The following is a 17,898-nucleotide window of genomic DNA, read 5'->3' on the forward strand; positions in this document are numbered from 1 at the left end:
GGCCTTGGGTTTTCATTTTCACCACTACGAAGATAATGAGTGATTCTATTGAAAGCAACCGCTGCTTTTCTCAAAAAAAATAGCTTTGCACTCGGCCTTTTGCTCGCCATCGTCGTCTCCGACCTGCTCATCTCCTGGTGGAACCCGATGGCGTCTTCACGCCGTTTTTACAAAAACGACTTCACCAAAACGCTCTTCCACCATAGCTGGTCCCATGCGGGTCCGGTTTTCTTCGGTAATTCGGCCGTTACGGGTGCTTATATCGAGGAGAAGTCTGACGCTCATCTGGTCGAGATGGGGCTGTCCTACGGGAAGCTGACTGATCTGAAGGGCATCCTGAAGAACAACCTGTATCAAGTGCAGGACGAGCTTGTGATCGGGATCGACGTGCATACGATGCTTGACCCTCTCGAAACAGATCCGACTTATCAATGGTTCAAACCTTGGTACCAACCTTATGTGTATACGTACCGTGATTACTTCCGTGATTCGGGTGTCGAATTTGCTCGCAATTTAAGCAAAGGCAGTCTAGCCTATGAGCCACGCTGGATTGATAAGGAACTATACCCAGGTCGCAAGGACGATGCTGCGTTAAAGCTCAAATGGGACGACTACGACAAACGGTTCGGTGCTATGACCTTGAAGGATTTCCAAGATAATCTGAATGCCCTACAGTGGGTGCTCCAGTATGCGGACGAACATGAGCTCGCGCTGCGCGTCATTTGGATGCCATGGAACAAAGGCTACGCCGATCCTCCCTATGTCGCTTCACTGAAGGATGCAGTTAATGCCCAGCTAAAAGCGGCGAACGTTCCCACATTGGATTTGATGCACACATACGATCCGCGTTATTTCCATGACCTCGTTCACTTGAACCGGGAAGAGGGCGCGCCGCTATTTACGAAGGAGGTTGACACATGGTTAAATTCCTTAGGAAAACCGTCGAAATCCTCATCTACCTCGTGATGCTTTACTTGGTTTTCATTTATTTTACCGGCAAGGGATTGTTCATCTACGAGAAGTTCTAAGATCTAGCAAGCGAGGAGTTCTTTAGCTATGTTTTATATGCACATGAACGCGATGGTCGCGATGAGTGGCATGATTGCCGTTCTGATGCTCACCCGCAAGTGGGCGGATAATAAGCGCATTTTGATGATCATATTCAGTCTGTGCTTCCTCCTGTTGTTTAGTAAGAAGCTGATGGTCTTCTATGCTGCTTTTACGATTATTAATTATTTCGGATTTGTATATCTGTGCCGGACGACGATATGGCGGAAAGCGACCTTTATTTTCGGCATCGCCGCGAATATCGTGGGTGTCTTTCTCGGTGTTCGCTTTTTCGTTATGGGAGTTTTCAGTTCTCCATTGTTCGATGCCATCATTTATTTAGGACTCATTTACAACGTTCTCAAAGTAATTGATTCCTATTATTTCGCTTATTTCTTTGGAAAAGACGGCGAGGTACCAGCGATTGATTATGCGAACTATCTATTGTTCATTCCAACCTTTACCTCCGGACCAATTTTGAAATTCCGTGATTTCATGGCCGACAGCAAAAAGCCTTACACCGTCGACGCTAGGCTCTTTGAAGACAGTGTGAAGCGTATTATTCTAGGTTTATTTAAAAAGATTGTCGTCGTCACCTGGATGACTGGGGTATTCGACAGTGTGTTGAAGCATGAGCTTCATACTTGGGAATCTTTATTTCTATTAATCTGGTTCTATGCGCTCATTTACTTCGATTTCTCCGGCTATTCCGATATGGCGATTGGCTTTGGCCGATTAATGGGTTACACCATGCCTGAGAACTTCAAAAAGCCCCTCTTCTCGCCTTCCATGACGCAGTTTTGGCGGAATTGGCATGCGACGCTGGGGGATTTCTTCCGGGATCACATCTTCATGTTCTTCTCTCGTAAAACACCCTCCACGGCGCTCACAGCCAGCCTATCCATCCTGATCATGGTGCTGATGGGCTTATGGCATGGCTTTACGTGGTTGTACTTCCTCTACGGGCTGTACCATGGCATCATTATTGCGATTGAGAATATCTTCAAACTTACAACTGTGAATAAGAAAAAGGTGACTAAAGCATACTTCTACTTCCGCTGTTTGGTGACGCAGACACTGGTTACGTTCTCGGTCATTATCTACAGCTCGAATTATGATACAGTGCTTCGAATCTACAAGGGTTTGCTTCATTTTACTGGATGATAGTGGTATAATTTGATCTGATTGTTTTACCAATTATGGAGGTGTAACCAAATGAAGTTAGGCGTGTTTATGGTTCTATTCGGTGGAAAACCTTTCGAGGAAGCGCTGGATTATATTGCAGCGAAAGGCTTGGACGCTGTTGAGATTGGTACTGGTGGATACCCAGGTACTGCGCATTGCAACCCAGCTGAATTACTTGCTGATGCAGGCAAACTGAAAGCTTTTAAACATGCGGTAGAGTCCCGCGGTTTGACAATTAGCGCACTAAGCGCTCACGGTAACCCTCTTCACCCGCAAAAACACATCGCGAAAGAGTTTCACGATGCTATTATACAAACGATTGAATTGGCTGAACGCCTTGAAGTACCTGTTGTTAACACGTTCTCTGGCTGCCCTGGTGACCATGAGGATGCCAAATATCCGAACTGGCCTGTAGCGCCATGGCCGAACGATTTCCAAGAGATCTTGGACTGGCAGTGGACGAACAAAGTTATTCCTTACTGGCAAGAAACAGGTAAATTCGCCGCAGATCGTAATATCAAAATCGGATTAGAACTGCACGGCGGATTCTCCGTACATACGCCAGCTACGCTTCTTCGCCTTCGCGAAGCTGCAGGTGAAGCAATCGGTGCTAACTTGGATCCAAGTCACATGTGGTGGCAAGGGATTGATCCAGTTCAAGCGGTTCAAATTCTTGGACGCGCTAACGCGATTCACCATTTCCACGCGAAAGATACGTCCCATGATTACAACAACACGAACCGTTTCGGTGTGACGGACATGCAGTCCTACACGAACATGCTAGATCGCGCTTGGCAGTTCCGCTCCGTTGGTTTCGGTCACGATATGAAAGTATGGGCCGACATCATCTCCGCATTGCGTCTAGTAGGTTATGACTATGTCGTTAGTATCGAGCACGAAGACGGCTTGATGTCCGTTGACGAGGGCTTCTCCAAAGCCGTATCGAACCTGCAACAAGTACTCATCAAGGAACCCCTTGGTGAAATGTGGTGGGTGTAATCTTAGTTAAGTAACCCCTTTTGTATAGGCAGACTTAACGTAAGGGAACGTAAAGGCTCTATTTTGTTCAAAATGGCCTAACTTTCATTCTAATAAGGGAACCTGAGTACGCTATTTGCTTCATAATCGTCATGTATGTCGATTTTTGGAGAAATGAGGTACTGTGGTTCCCTTCGCTGTTTTTTCAGCCATTCTACAGTAAAATAACGGATTCTCGTTCCCTTTCCTAGCTGGCGCCTTCAAGATATTCACTTACGTGAAAATAACGTACACAAAAAGCCCACAGGCTTAAGATCTTCCGATCTAAAGTCCTATGGGCTTTTGCTAATTTGTATGTACTACCAGCCTTTGATCATGATGACATCCATGAAAAGAAATACGAGTAGAGATACTGTTCCAAATCCAAGTGCAAACAAATTTCTTTTAGGGTTAATCAATTGTCTGATCACCGCAATGGCAATAATCACTGTGAAGATCAACACATAGATGTCAAAGCTAGTATACGTACTTGTTGATGCTTCAGCTGCTTCTGCTAATAACATGGTGAAACCTCCTTATAGTAACTCGGTGCAAGGCACACGTCCTGCTATTTTAATACTATGTTAGCTCGATTGGACACGAGATGCAAGTAGTTGCATCGATGTGTAACAAGTTTGTCACCTTTTGTTTGGGATTAGGCCTATTTGGCTAGCCCCTACAGGCAGATTTCTTTCTTATCCCTTGTACGTATAAAATGTCCATCTGTCCCACTATTTATTACGCTCAGCAAGAACAAACAATGGCCCGTACGGTTTCTCCGTACAGGCTTAGTTTGATTGCGATTCAACACGGTTTCTTACACGGCTAACGCATCTCGGTGCTCTTCATCTTCCGGAAGTTCAGTCAATCTCGTGTCGGTTAGCTCTTTTTCTTGCCAGGCTAGAAATCGGAAAGGATCAATTCCTAAAGCAGATACAATTTCCTGAAGCTCTAACGTCGGTTTCATTATTAGCCTCCACAACATGAATTAGATTAGAACTGCTATATCTCTCAATCATCAAGTCAATGGTCAGGTAGAGGGAGATGTTCACTGTTACTTACTATTATTATAGGCCTACTTTCATCCTAATTGATAGAGGGTTAAATTGTCGAAGCCTGTATCATTCTATTAAGTCTTAGCAAAATTTTAGGTATTTTCGTCACTTGCAAAAAGAAAAAGCTTGAAATTGGCAAATGAAACACCCAATTCCAAGCTTAATGTTCGCTTTTTAACTAACGGATCCTTCTAGGACCTCCATACGCTTCGCATAGTCTTCCGAACGCACGCGATCCCGTTCCAGGATCGGCTTCAAATATTGGCCGGTATACGACCCGGCCACCTTCACGACATCCTCTGGCGTACCCGCCGCCACGATCAAGCCCCCGCGGTTACCACCCTCGGGTCCTAGATCGATGAGGTGGTCCGCCGTCTTGATGACATCGAGGTTATGCTCGATGACAAGTACTGTTTCACCGCTCTCCACGAGGCGGTGAAGGACCTTCAGGAGACGATCGATATCATGGATGTGGAGCCCCGTCGTGGGCTCATCCAGTATATAGATCGTCTTGCCTGTGCTGCGGCGGTACAACTCCGCCGCGAGCTTCACACGCTGGGCTTCACCGCCTGACAGCGTGGTTGCTGGCTGGCCAAGGGTCATATAGCCCAGGCCGACATCCAGAAGCGTATTCAGCTTACGATGAATACGCGGCAAGTTCTTAAAGAACTCGCAGCCGTCCTCAATCGTCATCTCTAACACTTCAGAAATGCTCTTGCCCTTGTACTTCACTTCCATCGTTTCGCGGTTGTAACGTTTGCCTTTACAAATTTCGCAAGGCACGTAAACGTCCGGCAAGAAATGCATCTCGATCTTGATGATGCCATCCCCACGACAAGCTTCACAACGGCCGCCCTTCACATTAAAGCTAAAGCGCCCTTTCTTATAGCCGCGCACCTTCGCTTCATTCGTGTTCGCATAAACATCACGGATATCATCGAATACACCCGTATACGTCGCAGGATTGGAGCGTGGTGTGCGTCCGATTGGCGACTGATCAATATCGATAACTTTATCAATATGCTCTAATCCGACAATTTCTTTATGTTCGCCAGGTCGAACTTTCGCACCATTCAAATCACGAGATAATGTCTTAAACAAAATTTCGTTGATCAGCGTACTCTTACCAGACCCGGATACACCGGTCACGCAAGTAAATACCCCTAAAGGCACCTTCGCCGACACGTTTCGCAAGTTATTTTCTTTGGCGCCTTTCACTTCAATCCATTTGCCATTCGGCTTACGACGAACCGCAGGAATCGGTATGAACCGCTTGCCACTCAAATACTGACCTGTTAAGGAGTTCTCATCCTGCATCAGCTCTGTTGGTGTACCTTGGGCAATAACCTGTCCACCATGAATACCAGCCCCTGGACCAATATCAATGATATAATCGGCCGCCATCATCGTGTCTTCATCATGTTCGACAACGATCAACGTGTTGCCCAGATCACGCATATGCTCAAGCGTTTGAATTAATCGCGTGTTATCCCGTTGATGTAGACCGATACTCGGCTCATCAAGGATATATAGGACGCCCATGAGGCTCGAGCCGATTTGCGTAGCCAATCGAATCCGTTGCGCCTCTCCACCTGACAATGTGCCTGCAGCGCGATGCATCGTTAGATAATCCAGACCGACGTTCACCAGGAAGCCTAGACGAGCTCTAATTTCTTTCAATATCAGATTTGAAATCGTCAACTCACGCTCATTCAGTTGCAGACCCTTAAACCATTCTTCCGCTTCTCCGATGGAAAGGGAAGTTGCGTGCGAGATGTTCTTACCGTTAATAGTAACGGCAAGTGTTTCGGGCTTCAAACGGTGACCTTTACATTTCGGACAAGGCTTCGTACTCATATAGGTCTGAATATGCTCACGAATGCCCTCGGAGAACGTATCTTTGAACCTGCGTTCCAAGTTGCGGATGATGCCTTCGAATGGAACCAACGCTTCCTTGGAAGCGCCCATATCATTCTCATAACGGAATCGGATTTTCTCGCCACCCGTCCCATACAAAATTACCTTCATTTGATCGCTGCTTATCTCAGATACAGGAACATTGCGTGGGATCTTGTAATGCTCACACACAGCGGCAAGAAACTGCGGATAGTAGTTAGAGGTACTGCCCGCCCACGCTTCAAATGCACCCTCTTCAATCGTCAACTTCATATCAGGAACGAGTAAATCTGGATCCACGATCATCTGACTGCCTAAACCATCACAATCCGGGCAAGCACCGAAAGGACTATTAAAGGAAAACATTCTCGGTGCAAGCTCTTCAACGCTGAATCCACACTCCGGGCAGGCCAAATTCTGGCTGAATAACAGTTCTTCTTTCTCCATGACATCGACGATGACACGACCATTCGCCAACTTCAGCGCAGTTTCTAAGGAATCTGCCAAACGTGTCTGTACATCATCTTTCACCACGATACGGTCAACGACCACATCAATGGTGTGCTTTTTATTTTTGTCGAGCTCAATTTTCTCGGAAAGGTCTACCGTTTCCCCGTTTACACGAACCCTCACAAACCCTTGCTTCTGAACATCCACAAACAGCTTCGTATGCTCACCTTTGCGTCCAGAAATAAGGGGTGCTAGAATTTGAATCTTCGTGCGCTCCGGGTACTCCATAATCCGGTCTACCATTTGTTCCACGGTTTGCGAAGTAATCTCGATACCATGCGTAGGACAGTGCGGTCGCCCAATACGAGCAAACAGCAGCCTTAAATAGTCATAAATCTCCGTTACGGTTCCCACCGTGGAACGTGGATTACGGCTTGTGGTCTTTTGGTCAATGGATATGGCTGGTGACAACCCTTCAATTGAATCGACATCTGGTTTATCCATATTCCCAAGAAATTGACGCGCATAGGCAGATAGTGACTCCACATAGCGTCGTTGCCCTTCTGCATAAATCGTATCAAAGGCCAGCGATGATTTCCCCGATCCACTCAAGCCCGTGAGCACGACGAACTTGTCACGTGGAATGGTGACATCAATATTTTTAAGATTGTGAGCCCTAGCTCCTTTAATAACGATCTGATCTCTAGACACAGATACCCTTCCTCTCCTATGTGAAGCTGAAACCCTCTACTTAGGCGTCAGCTTTCATTTCCATAATCGCATCACGCAGCTGTGCTGCACGTTCGAATTGTAAGTTCTTCGCCGCCTCTTTCATCTCAACTTCTAGGCGCTCAATGAGCGATGCTCGATCTTTCTTCGACATCTTAGCACCCTTCACATCTGCAAGATAGTCCGATTTCTGTTCGGCAACCTTGGTTGCTTCGATCACATCGCGGATTTTCTTGGCAATCGTCTGCGGTGTGATGCCCAATCTCTCATTGTTAGCTTCCTGTAGGGCGCGGCGTCGATTGGTCTCCGAGATCGCTTTCTCCATGGAATCGGTGATCTTATCCCCGTACATGATGACTCGGCCGTCCGAGTTCCGCGCAGCACGACCGATCGTTTGAATCAACGAACGCTCAGAACGCAGGAAACCTTCCTTATCTGCATCCAGAATAGCTACCAGTGAAACCTCTGGTAAATCAAGACCTTCTCGAAGGAGGTTGATCCCGATTAGCACATGGAACGTCCCCAACCGCAAGTCTCGCAAAATCTGCATACGTTCAAAAGTCTTAATATCCGAATGCAAATAACGCACCTTAATGCCAATTTCTTTAAAATAATCCGTTAAATCCTCCGACATCTTCTTCGTTAAGGTCGTCACAAGCACTCGCTCGTCTTTACGAACACGGTCATGGATCTCGGCGATAAGATCATCAATTTGACCTTTGGTTGGTCGAACCTCAATAATCGGATCCAACAACCCTGTTGGACGAATAATTTGTTGAATCATAGTAGGACAATGTTCTAGCTCATAAGGTCCTGGCGTTGCTGATATATATAAAATCTGACTGACTTTCTCTTCGAATTCCTCGAAACGCAGCGGACGGTTATCCAATGCGGAAGGCAGCCTGAAGCCGTGATCAACTAACACATCTTTCCGTGCTTTATCCCCATTAAACATCGCGCGAATTTGCGGCAACGTCACGTGGGACTCATCCACCATGAATAGCATGTCGTCTGGGAAATAATCCATCAAGGTATACGGTGTTGCCCCTCGCTCACGGAATGTCAGCGGCCCTGAGTAATTCTCGATACCCGAGCAGAAGCCCATCTCTTCCATCATTTCCATGTCGTAGCGCGTGCGCTGCTCCAATCGCTGTGCTTCCAGAAGCTTCCCTTGCTCCCTCAACTCCGCTAAACGATCCTCGAGCTCTTGACCAATGTTCACGAGCGCGCGCTTCATCGTATCCTCGCCTGTCACGAAGTGAGAGGCTGGAAAAATCGCGATATGATCGCGTTGGCCAATAATTTCACCCGTTAAGACATTAATCTCCGTAATTCGCTCAATCTCATCCCCAAACAGCTCAACACGAACGGCATGCTCACTGTGCGAAGCTGGGAAAATCTCCACAACATCTCCACGCACACGGAACGTACCGCGAACAAAGTTCATATCATTGCGTTGATACTGAATATCCACGAGTCGATGCAAAATCTCGGTCCGAGACTTCTCCATCCCTACCCGTAACGACAACAGTAAATTACCGTATTCGATTGGTGACCCCAAGCCGTAAATACACGACACGCTGGCAACAACAATGACGTCGCGGCGTTCAAATAAGGAACTTGTCGCCGAGTGACGAAGTTTATCGATTTCTTCATTGATGCTGGAATCTTTCTCGATGTAAGTGTCGGAGGAGGCAATGTAGGCTTCGGGCTGGTAGTAGTCATAGTAACTAACGAAGTAGGAAACAGCATTATGAGGAAAAAACTCTTTAAATTCACTGCACAGTTGTGCGGCTAAAGTTTTATTGTGGGCAATAATCAAAGTTGGTCGGTTTAGTTTCGCTATCACTTGTGCAGCTGTGAACGTTTTACCTGTTCCCGTTGCACCGAGCAGCGTCTGATGCTTATTGCCAGCTTGTATGCTCTGAACAATCTCCTCAATCGCTTGAGGTTGGTCCCCTTGCGGAAGAAAATCGGATACAAGCTCAAATTTCTTAGAGCTCATGACAAGTTCACTCATCCATTATCACCCTCATTGTCGAAATAAATCGAACTTTTATCCTATAAACTTTCCCATTCGACATTCCGATATAGAAGTCTATGGAACTTTTTCGTACATATATGAAGGATTGCAATATCTATCCAACATAAGAATGTTTGTTCTCGTTTTTTCATTATACTATTTTTAAATCATGGATGCAAACTGCTTTATCTGTTAGAGCCTTATACAAGGCGGTTTCCCTGCGTTTTTGGACCCTATTCTTTTTATGATAATTAGGAGTGGTACAGTCATGGATTTGACAACAGTATTAGGATTACTATTAGGACTTGCAGGTTTAATTGGCGGGTACATGTGGGATGGCGGTCATATCAATTCGTTGATTATCCCTAGTGCAATGCTCATCGTGTTCGGTGGAACCTTCGGTGCCGTCGCAGTAAGTTTCCCTGGCTCTATTTTAGCCAAAATTCCTAAAGCACTCGGCATTGCTTTTATGCAAGTCAAACGAGATCCCGCAGCAACAATTAATGAGCTTGTCGATATGGCATCTATCGCTCGTCGAGAAGGTGTACTTGCCCTAGAGCAACGTGCCCAGGAGCACGAGAACCCGTTCCTCAAGGACGGATTGCTCATGGTCGTAGATGGAACGGATCCCGAGCTTACCAGACAAATTCTTGAGCTTGAAATGGACGCTATTGAACATCAAGTTAATAATATGTCGAAGGTATTCGAAGCTGGAGGCGGATATGCACCAACTATGGGGATTATCGGTACGGTTATGGGACTAATTCACGTTCTCGGTAATCTAGACGATCCTTCTTCCCTTGGCCCAGCTATTGCCGTTGCGTTTACAGCAACGCTCTATGGTGTTATGAGCGCCAACTTAGTTTATTTACCTATCGCTAACAAAATCAAAGTCCGTGGTAAAGAAATGGTCAATGAAATGGAACTCATGTTAGAAGGCATCCTTGCCTTGCAAGCTGGTGAAAACCCGCAATTGATTAAGAAAAAACTGAACTCCTTCCTCCATGATAAATCGAAAAAAGCCGTAGAGGAGGTTGACTTGAATGGCGAGGCGCAGTAAGAAGCACGAAGAGCATGTTAATCATGAAAGATGGCTCATTACTTACGCTGACTTAATTACGTTGCTGCTCGTATTTTTCATTATTATGTATGCTATGAGTAAAGTGGATGTTCAAAAGTATGCCGTTTTGGCGCAAGCCTTAAACCTACAATTCCAAAAAGCTGACTCCATCTTAGATAAAAACCAGGGTATCAGCGGATCGATGACCCCGAAGCAGGGGGACGCGGACAGCAAGGATAAAGATTTAACACATCAGAATCAGGATGATCAGAAAGAAGAGCACGACAAGACGAAAACGGAAGACAGCGAGAAAGAAAAGCGTGAGAAAGAGCTCCAGGATCTTCTGAAACAAGTACAAGCCTATATTAAGGATCAAAACTTAGAGGCGCAAGTGTCCGCCAGTGATACGGAACGCGGTGTTGCCATTACACTCAATGATTTATTCCTATTCGATTTAGGAAAAGCTGATCTGAAGGCGCCTTCCTTCCCGATTCTGCAAAAGCTGGCTTCCCTCTTTCCAACATTGAAGAGTAAAGTTAGCATCGAAGGACATACAGACGACTTGCCCCTTGCACCAGGCTCTCCCTACAAGGATAACTGGGGACTATCATTTGCCCGTTCCCTTTCTGTGCTTCGCTATTTCAGCGATACGGCTAATCTCGATGATCACAAATTCATCGCCACCGCCTATGCGGATACGATGCCCAAAGTGGCCAACTCAAGCGATGCAAATCGCAGTAAAAACCGCCGCGTAGAAATCATTGTTTTGCGGAATGATATTGCACCAACGACGCCAGTCCATTAAGTTCTCTAGACGAATAGAAGCCCTATCTCCACTCTTGTGGAGGTAGGGCTTCGTTGCGGTTGTGGTTGTGGTTGTGGATCTGGGTTGGGTTGGGTTGACTTGGGTTGGGTTGGGTTGGGTTGGGTTGGGTTGGGTTGGGTTGGGTTGGGTTGGGTTGGGTTGGGTTGGGTTGGGGTGGGTTGGGTTGGGGTGGGTTGGGGTGTAGGTGTAGCTGTTTATATTCACGCCTTGACACCTTCACTTCTCAGTAGCTGAACCGCTGATAGTAACTGTAAAAACTCCAGTTATTTCGGTCATTTCCCCTTCCAAACTCAAAATAGCTGGAAAACACGAAGCTAATTCTCCCCTTTCCACTCCATCCGTAATAAATGGGGAAATTTAACTTCAGGAAATCCATCTAATGCTCAATCTGCACCAAAAACAGCCGATTTAACTGCATATAATCCAGCTATTCGCCTCAACCGACACGGAGCCTGAACAAAAAAAAGCCGTCCTCATCCGTAGATTTCTCTACGCCTGAGGACAACCCTTCTCACAATGACTTCGTCGTGTCATTGGGCAATATGCCTGTTAATTTGCTTCGCAGATAACTGAACAAGTGCATCGGACGCTGCTCCAAGAAGTATAGCACATCCTGATCAGGTGCCAGAAGAATTCCCAGTTGATGATGATCACCGGCAAAAATTCCCCGTTTCAGGAAGCGAACCTCCCCTTGATCATTCAGGACTTCCAGTCGGCAGAAAGCGGAGTTGAGCCTCATGGCTGCATGCAGATCCGTCTTCGTCTTAATTTTGTATCCATTGACCTTGTGGATGATCTCCCCAACGTTGATTCCTAAGTCCTGAGCCGGACTGTTCGGAACAACGGATAGCACCATAAGCCCGCGCTCTGAGTGAATGTAGAAGGGCGTCTGCTTCGCTTCTACCCATTGATTGTAGAGTAGCAGCCCTTCATGAAGGGCTATGCTCAGGATCGCGACAAGCATCACCAGTGGCGTCCAGTAATGGGCAGCTACGGCTGCGCCTAGCAGAACGAGCCCATACACATAGAGCAGCTTAGCGCTAAAGCGTGCCTGTCTCTTCGGCAGCTTCGAAATCGTCAGCTCCGTGAAACCGATCATCGCCGGGAATGCGAGCATCGTCCAGCCTGCGCTTAGGTTTGAGGCAAACAACGTTTGCCACGGCAAGCCCAGTTCACTTCCACCGGTCATAGGCACTAGGAGAAACAGAGGCACTGGCCAAAAGCCCTGCAGCTGCTGCGCACCAATCATTTGTCCCCGCTTCCCTTCCAGGAACAGAGGAGTCACCATTCGCGCACCTTGGAAACCAACAAGCACTCCCTCCAAAAGATGAAGCACACCTACAATGACCAGCAGCGAGGGAATATCTGCACTAGCAATGGTCTCGAGAATGGTGTAGGACTCACGTAGACTGTCTGCATTAGGAAACCAAGAGAAGATCACTTGGGCAATTCCTAGAATTCCTACTGCATAAGCTAAGCATAGGAATCGTATGCGGAATATCATCAGTACGACGGTAATGATCCAGAGCACGATTACGACATTCAGTTGTATATTTACTCCGACGAACAGGAGCAGAATGGAGGCCCCCAGCCCGCCTAACCAGCCCCATAGCACCACGCGCCACGTTTCGTTCAACAAGGAATGAAGACGCGTGTGAAACAGCTTGCGTTCTAATTGGATTTGCTTTCTGTAATGCAGAACAATAAAGACAATGCCTATATAGTAGAAAGGATTCGTAAACAACTGCCCCACAGCCAGCAGCATTCTGTCCAATAATTGAAACCACACATCCATACGAATCTAGGCTCCTTGAAAAAGAAATAGGAAGGCCGCATAAGCAACCTTCCTACACTATTTCGACTGTTAAAGCTTATTTCCTGCCGCTCCGCACAATTTCCATTAACTAACGGTCATTATTTCCCAAGCTGCTTCTGAATTTGAAAGACGGCAGCCTTCAATTGCGAGTCATTCTTTGGATCACGAATTTGCGCTAGAATCGCTTTTTCAATTTTAGCAGCTGTGTCCGCATCGACCTCGCCAGTTACCGGCAATTCATTCGTCCGCTGGAACGCTTTAACCGCGAGAGCCGTTTTATCACTAAAATAACCATCTGTCCGCTCCGGATTGAAACCAATTCCAGCAAGCATCAACTGCAAATTCTTCACATCATCGCTGTTGTTGTCTTGTTTCAGAACATCTTTCTTCGTAAGCGGTGCTGCTTTGAAATAAGCGGGTTGCTCAATCGGAATATCCGGCGTAATACCTTTTTTGTGTATCCAGTTGCCATTTGGCGTTAGCCATTTGTACACTGTCATCTTAATGTTGCTGCCATCGCCCATTTCCTTCTCGAACGTCACCTGGACCGTTCCTTTACCGTAGGACGTTTCACCAACAATCTTACTGCCTACAGCTTCTTGGAATGCGCCTGCAAGGATCTCCGATGCGCTGGCACTTCCTTTATTAATCAACACGGTAACTGGATAATTCTTACCTTTACCTGTAGAAGGTGTTGGCTCACGTTTGCCATCCCGATTCTCTACTTGGAGAATGGAAGCCCCACTCTTCACGAATGGATTCACGATATCGACAACGACATTCAAAAGACCGCCTGGATCATTACGAACATCGATGACGAGTCCTTTCATCCCTTTGGCTTCTAAGTTTTTCAACTCTTCCGCAAAACGAACAGCCGTGTTCGAGGAGAACTGACGAATCTCAATTTTGCCAATCTGATCCTGCATCATTTCACCATAGACCGTTTCAACGTCAATATTGTCTCGAACCACGATGACTTGAACCGGATCTCCTGTTCCTTGGCGGAGTAAATCCAGCTTAGCTTGCGTGCCCTTCGGTCCGCGGATTTTCATGACGGCTTGATTCAAGGTTAGCCCGTCCAATTTGTCGCCATTCACGGACAGGACAACGTCTTTGGATTGAATGCCTGCTTTCTCGGCAGGTGAACCTTTAATCGGAGATACAATGACGAATTTACCATCCTCTAGCGATACCTCAGCCCCGATGCCTTGGAAAGAGGACGTAATACTCTCATCGAATTGTTTGGCTTCCTTCTGATCCATATAAACGGAAAAAGGATCCTCTAATGATTCCAACATCCCATTAATAGCTCCGTTAACCAATTGATCATGATCTGGCTGTTTCAAATACTTGCTTTCAATGAGTTGAAACGTTGTTGCGATCTTGCTTAAATCCTTGCTCGAAAGACCTGACGAAGCAGATACAGAGGTAGCCGCACCTCCTGTTGATTGCTCCTTCTGTCCCCAAGTAAAGGAGGGATCAACAATCGTTAATGTGACGATACTACTAGCAAACATGGCTAACAGAACAAATACAATGACCGTACGACCTTTGAATTGCAAAACCGATTCACCACCTTTTTCCTAAAACCGAATTTGAGTTGGCCTGTTATAGTATATGACAAGCCCCTCCATATTTATTACCAGTTTGTCCTATCGAAGGAACGGTTTAGGATCGGTAGGCACTTCATTTTTCCTAACTTCAAAATGCAAGTGATTGCCCGTCGACTGTCCTGTGGAACCCACGCCAGCAATTTTCTGGCCGCGCTTCACGACGTCGCCTACTTTCACATAAATACCATCATTCATAATATGACCATATAACGTCCACAGTCCATTCCCGTGATCTACGATGACACAATTGCCGTACCCGTTCATCCAAGAAGCATAAATAACAGATCCATTCTCCGCAGCAAGGATTGGCGTACCTTTAGCCGTACCTAAATCAATACCTTTATGGTTCTCTGCTCGCCCTGTAACGGGATTAATCCGCGCTATGAAATCAGAGGTCATTGGCGCCTGTACAGCCAAAGGATATCCAAGCTTACCGCCCGAATACGTAAACGGTGATTTCGCATTCTGTGCTGCCCGCTTCTTCGCTTGCAAATCCGCCTCTTGCTTGGCCAGCTGCGTAATCATTCTGTCGCTTTCTTCCGAAATATCCTCGAGCTCTCTCTCCTGCTTGGAAAGGGAAGCGATCTTCACTTCTTTCGCTTTTTCCTTCGCTTGCAGATCGTCACGCAAAGCATCTGCTTCCGCATAAAGCCCCTTCACGTTCTCAAGCTGCTTCTCGGTATCTGCCTTCTTCAGCATAACCGTTTCTTTGTCTTTCATATTCGACTCTAGTATTTCTTTATCTTGATTGACGATAGATTTCAAAGCTTCGACCCGATTCAAAAAATCAGAGAAACTCGTTGCACTCAATACCACATCCATATAGGAAACGAAACCGTTCATATACATCAAACGAACACGTGATTTCAGCATATTATCGCGGCTTTCAACACGCGCCTCAGCTTCATCCAATTGCTTAGCACTCGCTTCAAGTGCGTTCGACACTTGATCAATTTGTTCATTGAGCTGCGTTAACTTCTTGCTAGCCTCATTCACCTGGTTGACAAGGGCATTCATATCCTTCGTTGTCTGATCTTTCTCAGACTGAACTTTCGTGATTTGACTCTGGGCGCTATTGGCCTTCTGCTGCGCTTCTGCCTTCTGCTTCTTAAGCTGCGTCAACTGCTGGTCGATCTTGTCCGTTGCCGAAGCGGCATAACTAGCTGCATGAGGTATAGTCAGCGATATCACCATACCTAATGTTAATACGACAGGTAGAATCTTCTTCTTCAAGCACGTAGCCTCCCCATTTTCAAGCGATTAATGCCCCATGTATGGTTTGAATCTCTTACGTTCTGTCTCTAAGAATCTATATTTCTAGGAATCTATGAATCTTTGAAAATGAAAAAACGAAGAAAAGATGAAAAAGGAGGCAAGAGGAACACTCTGCCCCAGTTTCATTCAACGTTCCCACTAAACACGGAGGAATTTTCTTACAGAAATGAGGGATCCCCATACCCCGATTACGATCCCTAAGCCGATCAACAAAACAGTCAGCGTTGGTGCAATATCTTCAAATGGTGTTAATTTAATCATCAATAAATTCAAATTCAAGGAGCTCAAATTGAGCAATTTCCAATAACCAGCAAGAATAATGGCAGTTGGTACAGCCGAACCAATGAGTCCGAGCAACGCGCCTTCAATGAAAAACGGCCAACGAATAAATGAGTTCGTCGCACCCACGAGCTTCATGATCGAAATCTCACGTTTTCTTGCCAAAATCGTAACTTTGATCGTATTCGCAATCAGAAATACCGCTGTAAAGGAAAGCAGCACGACGATACCAATACCAATCCAACGTGCAATCTTTGTCACTTTAAATAATGCTTCCACAGTTCCTTTACCGTAGTTCACTTTATAGATAGGCTTTGGATCCTTGCCAACGTTAAGCGCTGAGATCCCATCGGCTACAACCGCCACATTCCGCGGATCATCTACTTCGATCGTGAACGCGTCGTTCAGCGGATTGTTATCCCCCTCGAAACCATCCAAGAGCGCTTTCCCGCTATCCCCTAGCTTTTCGCGTAAGTAGACAAGTCCTTCTTCCTTCGAAACGAATTTAATCGTTTTCACTTCAGGAATCGCCTTGATTTGCGTTTCGAGCGCTGTGATTTGATCCTGAGCAGTGTTTACCTCCAGGTACACGTTGATCTCAACTTGTTCCTCAATTTGCGTAGCAACATCATTCACATTTAAGGTGATAAGTACGAAAATACCAAGAATAAATAGGGAAATCGCGATGGAGCTAATCGACGCGAACGTCATCCAACCATTTCGCACGACATTTTTCGTACCTTCTCGCAAATGTCGAGAAGCTGTACTAATCTTCATAGCCATATTCCCCCCGGATTTGATCGCGAGCAATAAGGCCATTCTCAATCGCAATCACGCGCTTACGCATCGTATTGACGATTTCTTTGTTGTGTGTAGCCATAACAATCGTGGTACCGCGGAAATTAATTTCCTCCATCAACTTCATAATGCCCCATGATGTTTCAGGGTCCAAATTTCCTGTCGGTTCATCGGCGATAATGACGGAAGGGCTGTTTATTATTGCCCGGGCAATAGCAACACGCTGCTGTTCGCCCCCGGATAACTGCGATGGGAGAGAGTTTGCCTTGTCCTTCAGCTTCACGAGCTCAAGAACTTCCATGGTGCGTTTCTTGATTTGCTTCTTAGGAGCTTCAATAACTTCCATGGCGAAAGCTATATTTTCAAAAATCGATAATTTCGGAAGTAAGCGATAATCTTGGAAAATTACGCCGATATTTCGACGTACATAAGGAATTTTACGTTGTTTAAGTTTCTCTAAATTAAATCCATTAACGAAAATTTGACCTTTCGTTGGTCTTTCTTCTCTATACATCAACTTCATGAAAGTAGATTTACCTGCGCCTGAAGGTCCAACCACATAGACAAACTCATTGCGGTCCACTTTTACATTAATACCTCTTAATGCATGAGTCCCGTTGGCGTATGTTTTCCATACGTCCTGCATTTCGATCACAATATCACATCCTAATTATATAGATAGCCTATATCCATTCGACACAAATGGTGAAAATCCTTCTAAATCCTCTCGGAAATTCATGGGGAATACCGTCATTATACCATGCATTGTACAACTTTTAGCCGAATCAGGATTCTGTACTAAATTAGCATCAAGATCGATACATATAAA

15 protein-coding genes are annotated in these 17,898 nt (G+C 45.9%); 6 read left to right on the forward strand and 9 right to left on the reverse strand.

Translation table 11 applies throughout. The features are described 5' to 3' along the window. Positions 1 to 48 precede the first annotated feature (48 nt). The 3 genes from HQN88_RS23590 (at position 49) to HQN88_RS23600 (ending at position 3,231) form a co-directional block, all read left to right on the forward strand. The gene (locus tag HQN88_RS23590; protein ID WP_173117130.1) at positions 49 to 966 is read left to right on the forward strand and encodes a hypothetical protein; all 918 of its coding nucleotides are present in this window, start codon (positions 49 to 51) and stop codon (positions 964 to 966) included. A gap of 90 nt (positions 967 to 1,056) precedes the next feature. Beyond that, on the forward strand, positions 1,057 to 2,211 hold the full coding sequence (locus tag HQN88_RS23595) for an MBOAT family O-acyltransferase (RefSeq protein ID WP_173117132.1): 1,155 nt from the start codon (positions 1,057 to 1,059) through the stop codon (positions 2,209 to 2,211). A gap of 51 nt (positions 2,212 to 2,262) precedes the next feature. Then, positions 2,263 to 3,231: a sugar phosphate isomerase/epimerase family protein gene (locus HQN88_RS23600; protein ID WP_173117134.1), complete on the forward strand. Its 969-nt coding sequence runs from the start codon at positions 2,263 to 2,265 to the stop codon at positions 3,229 to 3,231. A 338-nt stretch (positions 3,232 to 3,569) separates the two neighbouring features. Here HQN88_RS23600 and HQN88_RS23605 read toward each other — a convergent pair whose 3' ends face one another. The 4 genes from HQN88_RS23605 to uvrB form a co-directional block, all read right to left on the reverse strand. Then, a complete protein-coding gene (locus HQN88_RS23605) occupies positions 3,570 to 3,773 on the reverse strand; it encodes a hypothetical protein (RefSeq protein WP_068669388.1) in 204 nt (67 codons plus the stop codon). A 293-nt stretch (positions 3,774 to 4,066) separates the two neighbouring features. After that, positions 4,067 to 4,216, reverse strand: a complete 150-nt coding sequence (locus HQN88_RS23610) for a hypothetical protein (RefSeq protein ID WP_173117136.1) — start codon at positions 4,214 to 4,216, stop codon at positions 4,067 to 4,069. A gap of 262 nt (positions 4,217 to 4,478) precedes the next feature. Beyond that, positions 4,479 to 7,361 (reverse strand): excinuclease ABC subunit UvrA, encoded by a 2,883-nt coding sequence (gene uvrA, locus HQN88_RS23615; protein WP_173117138.1) that lies wholly within the window; start codon positions 7,359 to 7,361, stop codon positions 4,479 to 4,481. Between the two features lie 40 nt (positions 7,362 to 7,401). Next, entirely contained in the window at positions 7,402 to 9,399 is a 1,998-nt protein-coding gene (gene uvrB, locus HQN88_RS23620; RefSeq protein ID WP_171633218.1) for an excinuclease ABC subunit UvrB, read from the reverse strand. Between the two features lie 271 nt (positions 9,400 to 9,670). Here uvrB and HQN88_RS23625 point away from each other — a divergent pair, with 271 nt between their 5' ends. From HQN88_RS23625 to HQN88_RS23635, 3 genes are all read left to right on the forward strand, one after another. Further along, positions 9,671 to 10,462, forward strand: a complete 792-nt coding sequence (locus HQN88_RS23625) for a flagellar motor protein (protein WP_173117140.1) — start codon at positions 9,671 to 9,673, stop codon at positions 10,460 to 10,462. Continuing rightward, the gene (locus HQN88_RS23630; RefSeq protein WP_173117142.1) at positions 10,446 to 11,267 is read left to right on the forward strand and encodes an OmpA/MotB family protein; all 822 of its coding nucleotides are present in this window, start codon (positions 10,446 to 10,448) and stop codon (positions 11,265 to 11,267) included. The genes HQN88_RS23625 and HQN88_RS23630 overlap by 17 nt, the downstream gene beginning before the upstream one ends. 99 nt (positions 11,268 to 11,366) lie before the next feature. Continuing rightward, a complete protein-coding gene (locus HQN88_RS23635) occupies positions 11,367 to 11,522 on the forward strand; it encodes a hypothetical protein (RefSeq protein WP_173117144.1) in 156 nt (51 codons plus the stop codon). Between the two features lie 277 nt (positions 11,523 to 11,799). Here HQN88_RS23635 and HQN88_RS23640 read toward each other — a convergent pair whose 3' ends face one another. The 5 genes from HQN88_RS23640 to ftsE all read right to left on the reverse strand — a co-directional run bounded on the left by HQN88_RS23640 (position 11,800) and on the right by ftsE (position 17,724). Continuing rightward, positions 11,800 to 13,083, reverse strand: a complete 1,284-nt coding sequence (locus HQN88_RS23640) for a PDZ domain-containing protein (protein ID WP_173117146.1) — start codon at positions 13,081 to 13,083, stop codon at positions 11,800 to 11,802. Positions 13,084 to 13,202: 119 nt separating this feature from the next. Further along, complete coding sequence (locus tag HQN88_RS23645) at positions 13,203 to 14,666, reverse strand: S41 family peptidase (RefSeq protein ID WP_173117148.1); 1,464 nt, start codon at positions 14,664 to 14,666, stop codon at positions 13,203 to 13,205. A gap of 90 nt (positions 14,667 to 14,756) precedes the next feature. Further along, positions 14,757 to 15,950, reverse strand: coding sequence for a murein hydrolase activator EnvC family protein (locus HQN88_RS23650; protein WP_173117150.1), 1,194 nt, complete (start codon positions 15,948 to 15,950; stop codon positions 14,757 to 14,759). A 180-nt stretch (positions 15,951 to 16,130) separates the two neighbouring features. After that, entirely contained in the window at positions 16,131 to 17,048 is a 918-nt protein-coding gene (gene ftsX, locus HQN88_RS23655) for a permease-like cell division protein FtsX (RefSeq protein ID WP_173117152.1), read from the reverse strand. Then, entirely contained in the window at positions 17,038 to 17,724 is a 687-nt protein-coding gene (gene ftsE, locus HQN88_RS23660) for a cell division ATP-binding protein FtsE (protein ID WP_056611468.1), read from the reverse strand. Before ftsE ends, ftsX begins: the two co-directional genes overlap by 11 nt. Between the last annotated feature and the right edge of the window lie 174 nt (positions 17,725 to 17,898).

The sequence above is a fragment of the Paenibacillus qinlingensis genome (assembly GCF_013204845.1).
GTDB classification, from domain to species: Bacteria; Bacillota; Bacilli; order Paenibacillales; family NBRC-103111; genus Paenibacillus_E; species Paenibacillus_E qinlingensis.

Excerpts from the sequence above, each read along its gene's own strand:
- HQN88_RS23630 (WP_173117142.1), top strand. The coding sequence starts at position 10,446 with ATGGCGAGGCGCAGTAAGAAGCACGAAGAGCATGTTAATCATGAAAGA.
- HQN88_RS23605 (WP_068669388.1), bottom strand. The coding sequence starts at position 3,773 with ATGTTATTAGCAGAAGCAGCTGAAGCATCAACAAGTACGTATACTAGC.
- ftsX (WP_173117152.1), bottom strand. The coding sequence starts at position 17,048 with ATGAAGATTAGTACAGCTTCTCGACATTTGCGAGAAGGTACGAAAAAT.
- HQN88_RS23600 (WP_173117134.1), top strand. The coding sequence starts at position 2,263 with ATGAAGTTAGGCGTGTTTATGGTTCTATTCGGTGGAAAACCTTTCGAG.
- HQN88_RS23625 (WP_173117140.1), top strand. The coding sequence starts at position 9,671 with ATGGATTTGACAACAGTATTAGGATTACTATTAGGACTTGCAGGTTTA.
- HQN88_RS23610 (WP_173117136.1), bottom strand. The coding sequence starts at position 4,216 with ATGAAACCGACGTTAGAGCTTCAGGAAATTGTATCTGCTTTAGGAATT.
- HQN88_RS23640 (WP_173117146.1), bottom strand. The coding sequence starts at position 13,083 with ATGGATGTGTGGTTTCAATTATTGGACAGAATGCTGCTGGCTGTGGGG.
- uvrB (WP_171633218.1), bottom strand. The coding sequence starts at position 9,399 with ATGAGTGAACTTGTCATGAGCTCTAAGAAATTTGAGCTTGTATCCGAT.
- HQN88_RS23595 (WP_173117132.1), top strand. The coding sequence starts at position 1,057 with ATGTTTTATATGCACATGAACGCGATGGTCGCGATGAGTGGCATGATT.